Origin of the sequence: Rhizobium anhuiense, assembly GCF_003985145.1 — a bacterium.
GTDB classification, from domain to species: domain Bacteria; phylum Pseudomonadota; class Alphaproteobacteria; order Rhizobiales; family Rhizobiaceae; genus Rhizobium; species Rhizobium anhuiense.
The window spans coordinates 92,684-106,809 of record NZ_ML133522.1; the positions used below are offsets into that span (position 1 = coordinate 92,684).

Consider the following 14,126-nt stretch of genomic DNA (forward strand, 5'->3'; position numbering starts at 1 on the left):
GCGACATCCTGAAGGATAGAGACGATGAAGAAGAAAGCGGAATGGCCGCGCAAGCTGAGGTCGCAGGAATGGTACGGCGGCACGAGCCGCGATGTGATTTATCACCGCGGCTGGCTTAAGAACCAGGGTTATCCGCACGACCTGTTCGATGGCCGGCCGGTGATCGGCATCCTCAACACCTGGTCGGATATGACCCCGTGCAACGGTCATCTCAGAGAACTCGCCGAAAAGGTGAAGGCGGGCGTATGGGAGGCCGGCGGCTTCCCGCTTGAGGTGCCGGTATTCTCGGCGTCGGAAAACACCTTCCGCCCGACCGCGATGATGTATCGCAACCTTGCCGCGCTCGCGGTGGAAGAGGCGATCCGCGGCCAGCCGATGGACGGCTGCGTGCTGCTGGTCGGCTGCGACAAGACCACGCCGTCGCTTCTCATGGGAGCGGCTTCCTGCGACCTGCCGTCGATCGTCGTCACCGGCGGACCGATGCTGAACGGCTATTTCCGTGGCGAACGCGTCGGCTCGGGCACGCATCTGTGGAAGTTTTCCGAAATGGTGAAGGCCGGCGAGATGACGCAGGCCGAATTCCTCGAGGCGGAAGCCTCGATGAGCCGTTCGTCGGGCACCTGCAACACCATGGGCACCGCGTCCACCATGGCTTCCATGGCCGAGGCGCTCGGCATGGCACTGTCAGGTAATGCCGCGATCCCGGGCGTTGATTCCCGCCGCAAGGTCATGGCGCAGCTCACCGGCCGGCGGATCGTCCAGATGGTCAAGGACGACCTGAAGCCCTCCGACATCATGACGAAGCAGGCTTTCGAGAACGCCATCCGCACCAACGCGGCCATCGGCGGATCGACCAATGCCGTCATCCACCTGCTCGCCATCGCCGGCCGTGTCGGCATCGATCTTTCGCTTGATGACTGGGACCGCTGCGGCCGCGACGTTCCCACAATCGTCAACCTGATGCCGTCGGGCAAATACCTGATGGAAGAGTTCTTCTATGCGGGCGGCCTGCCGGTGGTGCTGAAGCGCCTCGGCGAGGCAGGTCTTCTGCACAAGGATGCGCTGACGGTCTCCGGCGAAACCGTCTGGGACGAGGTCAAGGAGGTCATCAACTGGAACGAGGACGTCATCCTGCCGGCTGAAAAGGCGCTGACATCTTCGGGCGGCATCGTCGTGCTGCGCGGCAATCTCGCGCCGAAGGGCGCGGTGTTGAAGCCTTCGGCCGCCTCGCCGCATCTCCTGGTGCACCGGGGCAGGGCCGTGGTGTTCGAGGACATCGACGACTACAAGGCCAAGATCAACGACGATAATCTCGACATCGACGAAACTTGCATCATGGTCATGAAGAACTGCGGGCCGAAGGGTTATCCCGGCATGGCCGAGGTCGGCAACATGGGGCTGCCGCCGAAGGTGCTGAAGAAGGGCATCCTCGACATGGTGCGCATTTCCGACGCGCGCATGTCCGGAACGGCTTACGGCACCGTCGTGCTGCACACCTCTCCGGAAGCAGCCGTCGGCGGACCGCTGGCGGTCGTGAAAAATGGCGACATGATCGAGCTGGATGTGCCGAACCGTCGCCTGCATCTCGACATTTCCGAGGAAGAACTGGCGCGGCGGCTCGCCGAATGGCAGCCGAACCACGATCTGCCCAAATCAGGCTATGCCTTCCTGCATCAGCAGCATGTCGAGGGGGCCGATACCGGTGCGGACCTCGACTTCCTCAAGGGATGTCGCGGAAACGCTGTCGGTAAGGACAGCCACTGACAGCGTAGATCCAGGATTGGAAATCGATGAAAGGCGGGGCATCACCCCGCCTTTTTTGCACTTGTTCAATGAGAAGATGGCGGCAATTTTGACGTGCGACGCCTCCCGAAATAAGGTGGATTTCGGGAGTGTCCAGTCAGCTCTGGCTTTGACTTTGCATCTGGCCGCCGTCTTCTACCTTCACGGTGACCGACAACGTTTCGCCCGGCGTACCGATGCGCATGCCTGAAATCGGCGCGGCGTCGCGGTAGCAGAGGCCGGAGGCGATCCTGACGTACCGGGCATCCGGGCAGATCTCGTTGGCGGGATCGAAGCCGACCCAGCCGAGGCCGGGAATATGGGCCTCGGCCCAGGCATGGGTCGCCGCCTGCTCGACCTTCTCTTCCATCATAAGATAGCCCGAGATGTAACGCGCCGGCACCTGCAGGGCGCGGGCGGCGGCAATGAAAATGTGCGCGTGGTCCTGGCAGACGCCGCTCTTCTTCTCCAGCGCCTGTTCGGCCGTCGTCTCGGTGTTGCTGGTGCCGGGCTTGTAGTCGACCGTCTCGTGGATTGCCGCCATCAGCGCATGCATGCGGGCAAGCTCGTTATCGCCTCCGACACCCTTGATCAGTTCCTTGACCAGCTTGCCGCCCTTGGTCAGCGGCGTGTCGCGCAGAAACAGCCAAAGCGGGCAGAAGCCGGTATGCGGGCCGGTGACGCCGTTGTTGTCCTCCGTCTCGACCTCGCCTTCGGCGAGAATGCGCGTCACGTCCTGCTCGCCTTCCAGCGAGACCAGATTGACGTGATTGCCGTACTGGTCGTCATACTCGACCTCGGGTACGGCACCCTCTACGTTCAGCGCCCAGGTGAGGACTTTCTGATGGGGGCTCGTCGGCGGCGTCAACCTCAGCCGTTGCAGCGAGAACTGCGTCGGTCCGTCGTAGCGGTATTCGGTGAGATGGCTGATCTTCATTCTCATGTTCTGATCCGCTTATACATAGAACCGGTAGCCGTCGGAAATTTCCGCACCGAGCTTGTTGTTGCGCGCGACGAAATCCTCCAGGAATTCGTGCAGGCCCTGATCCATGATATCCCGGATCGCTCTCGTCTGCAGTGTGGTGCGGATTGCGTCCGCCGTATCGTGAGCGGCGAGCCGCTCCCCGTAATCCGTGGCGAGATAGCCGAGATTGCTGACGATCTTCTCATAGCAATAGGCAAGCGAGCGCGGCATCTGCACATTCAGCGTCAGAAAGTCGGCGATGTTCATCGCCCGGTATTCGCCGTCATAGGCCCAGCTATAGGCCCGGTGTGCGGAGACCGAGCGCAGGATCGATTCCCACTGCACATTGTCGAGAGAGGAGCCGACTGATGAGACCGAGGGCAGCAGCACGTAATATTTCACGTCGAGGATGCGGCTGGTATTATCGGCCCGCTCGATGAAGGTGCCGATGCGGGCGAAATTATAGAGTTCGTTGCGCAGTGTCGAGCCGTGGAAGGCGCCGCGGATGAGGCCGGCACGGCGCTTGATGACGTCGATCACCTCCGGCATGTCGGCCGCCTTGACGCGCTTTTCGAGCAGAGACTTCAGCTCGATCCAGCATTCGTTGGTGGCTTCCCAGGTCTCGCGCGTCAGAGCCGTGCGCACCATGCGGGCATTGTTTCTGCCGGACTCGATGCAGGACATGACGCTCGACGGATTGGCGCGATCGCGCAGGAGATAGTCGATCGCGTCGGCATTGGTCAGCTTTGCGTGGCCCTCGTCATAGGCCTCGCGCACGCCGGCGCTTTGCAGCACGCCATCCCAGTTGTCATCGCCGGTGCTGCTGCGGGTCAGCGACATGCGCAACCCGGCATCGATCAGGCGGGCGATATTTTCGGCGCGCTCGATGTAACGGAACATCCAGTAGAGGCCGTTTGCGGTTCTTCCGAGCATCAGTCCTCCAATACCCAGGTGTCTTTGGTGCCGCCGCCCTGGCTGGAATTGACCACCAGCGAGCCTTGCTTCAGCGCCACGCGGGTGAGCCCGCCCGGAATGATCTGAACCTTGTCGGATACAAGCACATAGGGGCGAAGGTCGACATGGCGCGGCGCGATGCCCTTGTTGACGAGGATCGGCACGGTGGAGAGCGACAGCGTCGGCTGGGCGATGTAATTGTTCGGCTTGGCCTTCAGCTTCTCGGCGAAATCGGCGCGTTCCTTCTTCGATGCCGTCGGTCCCACAAGCATGCCGTAGCCGCCGGAACCGTGCACTTCCTTGACGACCAGCTCCTCCAGATGTTCCAGCACGTATTTCAGGCTTGATGCTTCCGAACAACGCCAGGTCGGCACGTTTTCGAGCAGGGCCTTGCGGCCGGTATAGAATTCGACGATCTCGGGCATATAGGAATAGATCGCCTTGTCGTCGCAAATGCCGGTGCCCGGCGCATTGGCGATGGTGATGTTGCCGGAACGGTAGACATCCATGATGCCGGGAATGCCGAGCGCGGAATCGGCCCGGAAGGTCAGGGGATCGAGGAAGTCGTCGTCGACGCGGCGGTAGAGCACGTCGATCGCCTCGTAACCGCGGGTCGTCCGCATCTTCACCTTGCCGTCGATGACGCGCAGATCCGAGCCCTCGACCAGTTCGACGCCCATCATGTCGGCGAGGAAGGAATGCTCGTAATAGGCCGAATTGTAGATGCCGGGGGTCAGCACCGCGACGCGCGGCTTGCCGGTGCAGCCGGGAGGAGCAAGCGAGGCGAGGCTCTGGCGCAAGAGATAGGGATAATCCTCGACACGCTGCACCTTGTTCTTGTGGAACAGTTCCGGGAACATCTGCATCATGGTTTCCCGGTTTTCCAGCATGTAGCTGACACCGGAGGGCGTGCGGGCGTTGTCCTCAAGCACGTAAAACTGGTCCTCGCCGGTGCGCACGATGTCGGTGCCGACGATATGGGTGTAGACGCCGCCGGGCGGACGGAAGCCGATCATCTCGGGGATGAAGGTGACGTTGTTCTCGATCAGTTCGCGCGGGATGCGGCCGGCGCGGATGATCTCCTGCTTATGGTAGATATCGTCCAGAAAAGCGTTGAGTGCGATTACCCGCTGCTCGATGCCCTGGGCGAGCTTGCGCCATTCGCGGGCGGAGATGATGCGGGGAATGATGTCGAAGGGGATGAGTTTTTCGGAACTGTCGGCATGGCCGTAGACCGCGAATGTGATGCCGGTCTTCCGGAAGATGTTTTCCGCATCGCGGGACTTGGCAATCAGATGCGCCCGGTCTTGGCTGTTGTACCACTCGAAGTATTTGTCATAAGGCGGGCGAGGGCTTTCGTCCCCGGTAATCATTTCATCAAATGCCAAAAGCGCGGCTCCCCTTTTTTGTTCATTTGAATACAACGCAAATGGCAATGCAAGAACCATGCGCAGTTCGGGGAAAAGATTTTGCGCTGCGAGAAACGGGTGAAAATCTGGGCATTTAACGTGATGCGCTGCGGCATGGCGGATATTCATCCAAGGTGCCTGCGTAAAATCTGAGCATATGACCGTTTTTCGTTCAGCCAAGGCGATCGAATATGGCCATGCGCGCGAGGCTCGCCGACCTCTGCAGAACCGCCATCGGGTCCTTGCATCAGCGAAATTTCAAATAAGCATCAACGCTTCGCCTTTGACTGCGGCTACGGGGTGCCGCTATCAGCACAGCGAAGCTTTTATTGCGAGCCGCCATGTCCCTCGATCGCCTTGCCCCCGCCGTTTTCGTCCTGCTCTGGTCCACGGGCTGGGTGGTGGCGAAATATGCCTCGCTGCATTCCGAGCCCTTCACCTTTCTTTCGATACGTTACGCGCTGTCGGCGGCGGCGTTTCTGGCGCTCTGCCTGGCGGTGCGCGCGCGATGGCCCAAAAGCCGGGCGACAGCGCTGCGCGCCATCTATTCCGGTTTCTTCCTGCATGGTTTCTATCTCGCCGGTCTCTGGTGGGCGATCGCCAACGGGGTGCCGGCCGGCATATCGGGCATCATCGCGGCGCTGCAGCCGCTGTTGACGGCGATGGCGGCTCCTTTCCTCATCGGCGAGCGCTTGCAGCAGGCACAGAAACTTGGCCTTGCTCTCGGCTTCATCGGCATTGCCATTGCGATTTCGCCGAAGCTGCTCGATCCGGCGACCGCCGATCTCACCCATGCCGCCCTGCCGCTGGCGATCAACCTCGTCGCCATGGCGTCCGTCACCTACGGCACGCTCTACCAGAAGAAACACCTGCAATCCGGTGACCTCAGAACGATCGCGACCCTGCAATATATCGGCGCGCTGATCCTCACCCTGCCGCTTTCGCTCATCTTCGAGCATCAGCATTTCGACGGCGCCGCGCAGGCCTATGGCGCGCTCATTTGGTCGGTTTTCGGCCTGTCGATGGGCGGGGTCGGACTGCTGCTTCATCTGATCCGTCGCGGCCAGGTGTCCCGCGCCGCCTCGCTGATCTACCTGATGCCGCCGACCGTCGCGCTCGAGGCCTTCATCGCCTTCGGGGAACCGCTGACCCTGCCGTTGATCCTCGGCACCGTGGTGGTCGTGACAGGCGTTTATCTCACCAACCGCCGGGCGGTCAGCGAGCATAGGCCGGTCGAGGTATAGAGCCTGTGCGTTCTTTCGGACGCAGAAAAGACAGCCTAACACTTTCAACCCTCGCATCATGCTTTCTGAAAATCGATTCCGATTCTCGGAAAGCATGATGCGGAGATAACAAAAAGGCCGGAGATATCCCCGGCCTTTCCGCTTTTCAGTCGTTCAACGATCAGGCGCGTTCGCGGCGCTGGCCGCTGCCGTTGCGGGAGCCTGAGCCACCGCGGCGGTTGCCGCCGTTGCCGTCGCGGCGTGGTTCGCCGCCCTGGGCCTGCTGCGGGCCGCGGTCTTCGCCGTGCTTGCGGGCCGGGCGGCCGTGGGCATGGCGATTATTGCCGCGGTGATGACCGCTCGGTTCGCCATTGGCGTGGGCGCCGTGATGCGCCGGACGCTGCGGCTTTGCCGAGGGGCGGAAGTCGGAGGTTGCGACCAGATCGTTATCAGGACCGAGATCCGGGGTCACTTCGCCGCGGCGCTGGCCGCGGAAATCCTCGTTACGGCTGGTCGGGCGCTCGGGGCGCGGGCGGCGCTCCTGGCGGCTGCCGCGATGCTCGGAGCGATTCTGGTCGCCACGGCCTTCGCCGCGACCATTACTTTCGCGACCCTGGCCGCCATTGCGATTGCGGTTGTTGCCGTTGCCGTTGGCACGACGGGGTGTGGCATTCATGTTTGCCGGAGGTTCGCCGCTTGCGACGGTGATATCGATGCCCATCAGGCGTTCGATGTCACGCAGCAGCTTGGCTTCGTCAGGGGCGCAGAAGGCGATGGCGATGCCGTCGCGGCCGGCGCGCGCCGTGCGGCCGATGCGGTGGACATAGGCGTCGGGCACCTCAGGCAGATCGTAGTTGTAGACGTGGCTGACGGCCGGGATATCGATGCCGCGGGCGGCGACGTCGGTGGCGATCAGCGTCTTGATGCTGCCGTCGCGGAAGGCCTTCAGCGCCCGTTCGCGCTGACCCTGGCTCTTGTTGCCATGGATCGAGGCAACGGAATAGCCGATGTTCTCGAGATGCTTCATCAGCTTTTCCGCACCGTGCTTGGTGCGCAGGAAGACGATGGCGCGGCCATCCGGGTTTTCAGTCAGCGACTTGCGGAGCAGTTCCGTCTTGTCGTTCTTGCCGCCGACGAAATGGACGTATTGTTCGACCTTGTCGGCAGCCTTGCCCGGAGGCGTAACTTCGACTTTGACGGGATCGACGAGGTATTCGCCGGCGAGATCGGCGATCGCCTTCGGCATGGTGGCCGAGAAGAGCATGGTCTGTCGCTTCTTCGGCACCATCTTGGCGATCTTGCGCAGATCATGCACGAAGCCGAGGTCGAGCATCTGGTCGGCTTCGTCGAGCACGAGATAGCGGACCGTGGTCAGCGTGATCGCGCGGCGATTGACGAGGTCGAGCAGGCGGCCAGGCGTGGCAACGAGGATATCGGTGCCCTTTTCGAGTTGAAGCTGCTGCTTGTTGATCGAAACGCCGCCGACGACGACATTGATGCGCAGCGGCGACTTGCGGATGAACTTCTTCAGGCTCTCGGCGATCTGGTTCACCAGTTCGCGGGTCGGGGCCAGGATCAGCGTCCGCGTCGTGCGGTTGTCGGGACGCCGTTCGTCGGCGAGCAGCTTTTCGATGAGAGGCAGGCCGAAAGCGGCGGTCTTGCCTGTGCCGGTCTGGGCGAGGCCGATCAGGTCGCGGCCTTCGAGGAGGAGAGGAATGGCATGTTCCTGGATGGGTGTCGGCGTTTCGATGCCGAGCTGGAACAAAGTAGCGACGATCGGCTTGGAGACACCAAGCGATTCAAAATTAGTCAAGGCATAACCTTTCGGGGCGCCACAACGACTATTGCCGGAACGCACCATGCGATCCGGTTTCATTCTGGCGTCAAGAACCCCGCGTGAAGTGGGAACTTGTGAGTTGGAAAAAGCTTTCCAGCGCTTCTGGCCGCTCATGGGAGTGCGGCGCTCTATCGAAATGCGCTTTTGTCCCTTCTTCCTGCGTCCGTATTTTTTAGCAGGGGCACGCTCACGCGGCGGCCGGAAGGGTGAAAGCTGACCCGCATTTGGGCTAGTTCGCGTGGAAAGTCAAGTGCGGTGCACAAGAAAGCCTTAGCCTGGGTCAGCTGAGGGCATGACGAGGACGAAGCTTTCCGATGCGGTCTCCGCGCCGTTGACGAGGATGGCGATGCGGTGTTCGCCGGGATAATAGCGCCGCGTCGTGATTGGCCGCATGGCGTGGCGGCGCTCAATCGTCCGGCTTTGCCCGGGCGCGAGCGTGATCGTCTTGCACTTGAAAACCTTGGGCGAGAGCGAACCGTCGCCCTTCACATTGTGGATGGCGTAGTCGATCATCAGCGATTGCGGGATCTCGCCGGCATTCGTCAACCGGATTTCGAAATCCAACCCTTCGCCGAACATCACCTCACCGTTTACGAGCCGTAGTTCGCATTGGAGCGAAGCGGTGGCGGCGAAGCCGAAATTGGCGAGCGCCTGCGCGTGGCCCTTCTTCAGAAGCGTGCGCGAGGCGTGTTTCAGCAGCCAGCGGCGTTCGGGCGAAGCGGCATCGATATGACAGGCGATGAAGGCGGCGACCATATCGGGGTGATCCTTGGCGACGTCGTTCAGGCTGTTGGCGACGGAACGGCGCACATAATCCTCCGGGTCATCCATCAGCGCGGTCAGGATGGGCAGGATCGGCGCCGGGTCCTTTACGAGCTGCGGCAGGCGCATGGCCCAAGGAAGACGTGGCCGCGTTCCCTCGCTCGCCAGCCGGCGCACATGCCGGTCGGGATCGCCGACCCAGCCGGAAATGATGGCGAGTGCGCGTTGCTGGTCGCGGTGGATGAATTGCCGGATGCCGAATTCGGCAGTGAAATGCGGCGTCAGCGCCTTCAGCAGGTCGAGGCCGAGATCGAAATGATCAAGGCCGCGCGCAGCGATGAACTGATTGACCGGCAACAGCATCCAGCCGGAGAGCCCCTGCCTGCCGGTGGCGGGCAGGCTTGCCATCAGAATGGCTGCGGCCTCGCGCAAATCATCGGGAAGCGTCGCAAACAGGGCGTCGCGGATCAGCGCCGAGCGCTCCATCAGTTCCAGCGCCGTGAGGCCATTGGTCGCCAGCGTCACGAAACGGTCTCTGTCGAAAGCCGACGCGTTGCCACCAATACGATCGGCCATATCGCCGACCAGCGCTTCATGCAGCAGGTTCTTCAGCGGTTCCGGCATGCTGGGGTCCTTCCTCTATGCGGCGGCCGCATGAGGGCGGCTTGGTCTGCGAAACAGCTGGCCTTTGTTGGAGAATAGAGTGATCGCATCCACCCGAGCAATCGGGTGCAGATAGCGGAAGCGCGCGACTTCGCGACCTTTCAACGCAACGGTGCCGTCGATTTCCTTGGAATGAGGGTTGGGGCCGAGATCCGAATGCGCTCCTCGGCAGGACTGTTGTCACCTGCAAGAAGATCAAGGGCGTTTGATGCAATTTGCTCGAACGGCACCCGTAGTGTCGTGAGCGGTGTGGGGAGGTGGCTGACAATCGGAATGTCGTTATAGCCTACGATCGAGATGTCCTGCGGCACGGAAAGGCCAAGTTTCGTCAGTCCCGACAAAGCGCCGATGGCAGTATTGTCGTTGACGGCGAAAACGGCGGTTGGACGTGGACTGAGATGCATCAGTGTCTCGACGGCTACCGCACCGGACTCGATGCCGAATGTCGAGGGAATGATGTATGAGGGATCTGCATTCAATCCAGCCTCTTCCAGGGCGTGGCGGAAACCCTCCACGCGCCCCCGCGAACTGGAGGCATAGGATGGACCGGCAATGACGCCAATTCTGCGGTGGCCGAGATCGAGGAGATGGCGGGCCGCGAGGTAGCCACCGAGCCTGTCATCGCCGACTGACGAGAGGCTGTGGCCATCCGTTCGGAGCGCCAGGACATAGGGAATGCCGCGTTTTGCCAGCTCGTCCGGAAAGTCATCGTCTTCCCGCGCTGTCGAAAGAATCAATCCATCGACACCCCGCTTCAACAGAGACTCGGCCGCAAGCCGGTCTGCTCTTGGCTTGTCGTCGGTCGTTGCGACAATCGCGAAGCGGCCACTACGGCTGCAGGCCTTGGCCAGCGCTTCGTAAAGCATGGCCATGACCGTATCCGTCAGCCTGGGTACAATCACCCCGACCGTCATCGTGTTGCCGCGCCTGAGGCTCGCTGCAGAAACATCGCGAACGTATCCGAGCTCTTCGGCAACCTTGCGCACGCGCCGCGCGGTCTCACTGTCGGAGCGCGGAAGCCTCTCGTCCAGAATGCGGGACACGGTAGACTTGGAGACGCCGGCTGCGGCAGCCACGCCGTGAATAGTGACGCGGGTCTGTCCCGGAACTTCATCCGCTTTTGAATTCATTGAGCCTTTTCCATACGAGTCGGCATTGGGCCGCCGCTCTCAGCATGCACCAAAAAAGATATTGACTCCAGGAAATTCAAGAACGATAGTGGGAACGTTCCCGTAAACGATCCTATAGCGATCGCGAGTGAACCGCGATCGCACGAAGGAGGAGACCAATATGCAACCGATGGATATGCGCGGGCTGAGCCCGGCCCCCGTTACCGCTTTCACCCGTGACGGCGAAGTTGATCACAAAGCCAACGCCAAGCTCGCCAAATGGCTGGTCTCGATGGAAGGCGTCAAAAGCCTCGTCATCCTCGGCCATGCCGGCGAGGGCACCTTCCTCACGGAAGAGGAGCGCCTTGCTCTCATCCGCACATATGTTGAAGCAGTCGACGGTGCCGTTCCGATCATTGCCGGGATTACCGGTGAAGGCACGAAGGTCGCCGCTGAAGAGGCCAGGAAATGCAAAGCCGCGGGTGCCACCGGCGCACTCGTCTATCCCAACCACGGCTGGCTGCGTTTCGGCTTTCAGAAGGGAGCGCCTCAGGATCGCTACAAGGCAATCTGGCAGGAGTCCGGCCTCCAGTGCATCCTGTTCCAATATCCCGACGCCACCAAGGCATCTTACGATCTCGATACACAGCTTGCGATTGCCACACAGGAAGGCGTCGTCGCCACCAAGAACGGCGTGCGCAATATGAAGCGCTGGTATGTCGAAATTCCAGAGCTGAAGAAGGCCAATCCAAAGCTGCAGGTTCTGAGCTGCCACGATGAATGGCTGCTGCCAACCATGTTCGATGTCGATGGCCTGCTCGTCGGCTATGGCAATATCGCGCCGGAGTTGCTCATCGACCTGATCAAAGCCGGCAAGGCGCAGGACTATCCGGAAGCGCGCAAGATCTTCGAGCGCCTTCTTCCGGTGACGCGTGCCGTCTATCATCGCGGCTCTCATATGGAAGGCACCGTGGCCCTGAAACTCGGCCTCGTGCACCGCGGTATCCTGGACCACGCCACGATCCGCGAGCCGCTGAAGAGCCTTGGCGACAAGGCAGAAGCGGAGATTTTTGCTGCCTTCGACGCTGCCGGTATTGGTCGCGTTGACCAACTGCTGGCTGCCGAGTGACCTCTTTGACGCCCCTGCGCAGGTCGCAGGGGCGCATTGCAAAGGGAGGAGGAAGTCATGGAAACCCGCCGAGGCAGGTTTGAACGTCTTTGAAGGCCATTGCTCTGACAGGACAAACTGACGCGCAGTAGCAACCATCAAGCAGGAGCGCCCCTGGCCGGGAGAGTGGTAGGCCACGGGGCGAGAAGGAGGAACCAATGAATGTCATGCAGCCTATACCGGCTGAGACGGCGAATGCCGCTGATCCTCAGGCCGAAATCAGCGCTCGTCTGGAGCGCCTCCCCATCACCCGCGAGGTGTTCTGGGCGCGCAATATCGTCGGCGCCGCAACGTTCTTCGACGGCTACACGGTCATCGCTATCGCTTATGCCATGCCCGTCCTCGTCCGCGAGTGGGGCCTGAGCCCCTCACAGACCGGCATGATCCTATCGATGGGCTATCTGGGACAGTTGATCGGTGCGATCCTGTTTGGCTGGCTTGCCGAGAAGGTCGGCCGGCTGAAAGTTCTTCTCTTCACGATCCTGCTCTTCGTCAGCATGGATGTCGCATGCCTGTTCGCTGCCGGGGCCGGCATGATGATGGCCTTCCGTTTCGTCCAGGGGATCGGCACCGGCGGCGAGGTCCCGGTCGCCAGCGCCTATATCAACGAGTTGATCGGGTCGAAGGGGCGCGGCAAGTTCTTCCTCCTTTATGAGGTCATGTTCTTGTTGGGCCTCGTCGGCGCCGGGCTGATCGGCTACTTCATGGTACCGGTTTACGGTTGGAAGGCGATGTTCGTCGTCGGCCTCGTTCCCGCAATCCTGATGATTCCGCTGCGCTGGTTCCTCAAGGAATCACCGCGTTGGCTGGCTGCCAACGGCCGATACGGCGAAGCAGACGCTATCGTCACCCGCATGGAAGAAAGCGCTCGTGCCGCCGGCAAGGAACTGCCCGAACCGAAGCTCATCCAAGCGCCGGTCCGCCGCACGTCGGACTGGCGCGAGCTCTTCCAGGGCGTTTACCTGAAGCGGACGCTTTCCATCTGGGCAATGTGGTTTACCGCCTATACGGTGGCCAACGGTACGATCACCTGGCTGCCGACCCTTTATCGACAGGTCTTCAACCTGCCGCTTCAAACCAGCATCTTCTATGGTTTCCTGACGTCAGTCGGCGGCGTGATCGCGGCTGTCATCTGCGCGCTGCTCATCGATAAAGTGGGGCGCAAGCGTTGGTACACGGGTGCGCTGCTTCTCGCTCCCGTGCCGCTGCTGGCCCTCGCATGGCTCGGCGCGACCTCTCCCATCCAGGTTTTGGTTCTTGCCGGTCTCGCTTATGCGATCGTCCAGACCGTCACATTTTCCTTGTACCTGTACTCGGCAGAGATCTACCCGACGCGCCTCAGGGCACTGGGAACAGGAACCGGTAGCGCCTGGCTTCGCTTGGGGTCATCGACCGGCCCGATCCTCGTCGGCACGGTGATGTCTTCCATGGGCATCCAGTATGTCTTCGTGAGCTTCGCAGCCATTCTGATCGTCGGTGCAATCATCACCATGCTGTTTGCAATAGAAACCAAGGATCGCGTGCTGGAGGAGCTTTCTCCGTAACGGTTCAAAATGTGGTCTGATTGGCTTTGATCTGGCGGATGAAAATCCGCCAGTTTCATTTGATTGCCGTTGCAGCAATTCAAAGTGTTACAGCGCCGCACGTCTGAAAGCCGCGCGGCGCTGTCATGGACCGGCGTCTGCGAAGGTCAAGCGGCGCCGAATTGAGGCTTCTCTATTCCGGGCAGACTTTGACGCGGTAGGGATCGCCCCAGCGATCATGCCGCCATTCGAGATGGCAATAGGACGGCCGGTAATAGGTCCTATAGACGGGATAGGGGCGATAAACAGGATAGGCGGGATAGACAGGGTAGGCGGGACGGGCGGCCTCGGACAGCAGCGCGCCGCCGACGACGCCGGCGGCAAGGCCGCCCCAGAAGGCATCGCGTGGACGGGCATCGGCGGTGGTAGCGGTGGCGAGCGAGGCGCCGGCAAAGGTCAGCGCGATCAGGCCCGTCGCCATGGTCTTATGAAAAACGGACATGCTATTTTCCTTTCATGGCTGGCTTCCAATAAAGCCATGTCGAGACTCGGCCTGGATCACGGCGCCGCAATGGCCGCGCAAGCGGTTTCGGCATTAAATTTTTGTCATGATTTCAGCGGATCCCCTGCTTTCAAGTCTGGGCGGTCAAGGTGAGTTGTCTTCAACTTGGCGAGCCGGAAATTGGCGAGCCGGCCCGTAAAATTTCGCTATCGAAATTTATGGTTAAAACC

General features: G+C 61.1%; 11 protein-coding genes. 4 read left to right on the forward strand and 7 right to left on the reverse strand.

Going from position 1 to position 14,126, the window contains the following annotated elements; translation table 11 throughout:
- Positions 1 to 24 precede the first annotated feature (24 nt).
- Positions 25 to 1,764: an L-arabinonate dehydratase gene (gene araD, locus EEQ99_RS06525; protein ID WP_047611438.1), complete on the forward strand. Its 1,740-nt coding sequence runs from the start codon at positions 25 to 27 to the stop codon at positions 1,762 to 1,764.
- 136 nt (positions 1,765 to 1,900) lie between these two features.
- Here araD and EEQ99_RS06530 read toward each other — a convergent pair whose 3' ends face one another.
- Genes EEQ99_RS06530 through EEQ99_RS06540 form a run of 3 tightly spaced genes read right to left on the reverse strand, consistent with a single transcriptional unit; the run spans position 1,901 to position 5,088 of the window.
- Positions 1,901 to 2,725 (reverse strand): transglutaminase family protein, encoded by an 825-nt coding sequence (locus tag EEQ99_RS06530; RefSeq protein ID WP_063474461.1) that lies wholly within the window; start codon positions 2,723 to 2,725, stop codon positions 1,901 to 1,903.
- 12 nt (positions 2,726 to 2,737) lie between these two features.
- Positions 2,738 to 3,679 (reverse strand): alpha-E domain-containing protein, encoded by a 942-nt coding sequence (locus EEQ99_RS06535; protein WP_063474462.1) that lies wholly within the window; start codon positions 3,677 to 3,679, stop codon positions 2,738 to 2,740.
- The gene (locus EEQ99_RS06540; RefSeq protein WP_047611432.1) at positions 3,679 to 5,088 is read right to left on the reverse strand and encodes a circularly permuted type 2 ATP-grasp protein; all 1,410 of its coding nucleotides are present in this window, start codon (positions 5,086 to 5,088) and stop codon (positions 3,679 to 3,681) included. Before EEQ99_RS06540 ends, EEQ99_RS06535 begins: the two co-directional genes overlap by 1 nt.
- A gap of 362 nt (positions 5,089 to 5,450) precedes the next feature.
- On the opposite strand from EEQ99_RS06540, the gene EEQ99_RS06545 reads away from it, so the two are divergent.
- Entirely contained in the window at positions 5,451 to 6,353 is a 903-nt protein-coding gene (locus EEQ99_RS06545; RefSeq protein WP_063474463.1) for a DMT family transporter, read from the forward strand.
- A gap of 160 nt (positions 6,354 to 6,513) precedes the next feature.
- On the opposite strand, the gene EEQ99_RS06550 is transcribed toward EEQ99_RS06545, so the two are convergent.
- From EEQ99_RS06550 to EEQ99_RS06560, 3 genes are all read right to left on the reverse strand, one after another.
- Positions 6,514 to 8,193: a DEAD/DEAH box helicase gene (locus EEQ99_RS06550; protein WP_063474464.1), complete on the reverse strand. Its 1,680-nt coding sequence runs from the start codon at positions 8,191 to 8,193 to the stop codon at positions 6,514 to 6,516.
- Positions 8,194 to 8,439: 246 nt separating this feature from the next.
- Positions 8,440 to 9,555 carry a DNA alkylation repair protein gene (locus EEQ99_RS06555; protein ID WP_127430168.1) on the reverse strand — a complete coding sequence of 372 codons (1,116 nt, stop codon included), beginning with the start codon at positions 9,553 to 9,555 and terminating at the stop codon, positions 8,440 to 8,442.
- Positions 9,556 to 9,695: 140 nt separating this feature from the next.
- Positions 9,696 to 10,724, reverse strand: a complete 1,029-nt coding sequence (locus tag EEQ99_RS06560) for a LacI family DNA-binding transcriptional regulator (RefSeq protein WP_063474466.1) — start codon at positions 10,722 to 10,724, stop codon at positions 9,696 to 9,698.
- 160 nt (positions 10,725 to 10,884) lie between these two features.
- Between EEQ99_RS06560 and EEQ99_RS06565 the strand changes: the two genes are divergently transcribed.
- The gene (locus EEQ99_RS06565) at positions 10,885 to 11,832 is read left to right on the forward strand and encodes a dihydrodipicolinate synthase family protein (RefSeq protein WP_047611424.1); all 948 of its coding nucleotides are present in this window, start codon (positions 10,885 to 10,887) and stop codon (positions 11,830 to 11,832) included.
- 197 nt (positions 11,833 to 12,029) lie between these two features.
- Positions 12,030 to 13,415 carry an MFS transporter gene (locus EEQ99_RS06570; RefSeq protein ID WP_063474468.1) on the forward strand — a complete coding sequence of 462 codons (1,386 nt, stop codon included), beginning with the start codon at positions 12,030 to 12,032 and terminating at the stop codon, positions 13,413 to 13,415.
- Positions 13,416 to 13,587: 172 nt separating this feature from the next.
- Here EEQ99_RS06570 and EEQ99_RS06575 read toward each other — a convergent pair whose 3' ends face one another.
- Positions 13,588 to 13,896 (reverse strand): hypothetical protein, encoded by a 309-nt coding sequence (locus EEQ99_RS06575; RefSeq protein ID WP_063474469.1) that lies wholly within the window; start codon positions 13,894 to 13,896, stop codon positions 13,588 to 13,590.
- Between the last annotated feature and the right edge of the window lie 230 nt (positions 13,897 to 14,126).

Coding starts and splice junctions, on each gene's coding strand:
- EEQ99_RS06570 (WP_063474468.1), top strand. CDS start 12,030: ATGAATGTCATGCAGCCTATACCGGCTGAGACGGCGAATGCCGCTGAT.
- EEQ99_RS06565 (WP_047611424.1), top strand. CDS start 10,885: ATGCAACCGATGGATATGCGCGGGCTGAGCCCGGCCCCCGTTACCGCT.
- EEQ99_RS06545 (WP_063474463.1), top strand. CDS start 5,451: ATGTCCCTCGATCGCCTTGCCCCCGCCGTTTTCGTCCTGCTCTGGTCC.
- EEQ99_RS06575 (WP_063474469.1), bottom strand. CDS start 13,896: ATGTCCGTTTTTCATAAGACCATGGCGACGGGCCTGATCGCGCTGACC.
- EEQ99_RS06550 (WP_063474464.1), bottom strand. CDS start 8,193: ATGGTGCGTTCCGGCAATAGTCGTTGTGGCGCCCCGAAAGGTTATGCC.
- araD (WP_047611438.1), top strand. CDS start 25: ATGAAGAAGAAAGCGGAATGGCCGCGCAAGCTGAGGTCGCAGGAATGG.
- EEQ99_RS06555 (WP_127430168.1), bottom strand. CDS start 9,555: ATGCCGGAACCGCTGAAGAACCTGCTGCATGAAGCGCTGGTCGGCGAT.
- EEQ99_RS06560 (WP_063474466.1), bottom strand. CDS start 10,724: ATGAATTCAAAAGCGGATGAAGTTCCGGGACAGACCCGCGTCACTATT.
- EEQ99_RS06535 (WP_063474462.1), bottom strand. CDS start 3,679: ATGCTCGGAAGAACCGCAAACGGCCTCTACTGGATGTTCCGTTACATC.
- EEQ99_RS06530 (WP_063474461.1), bottom strand. CDS start 2,725: ATGAGAATGAAGATCAGCCATCTCACCGAATACCGCTACGACGGACCG.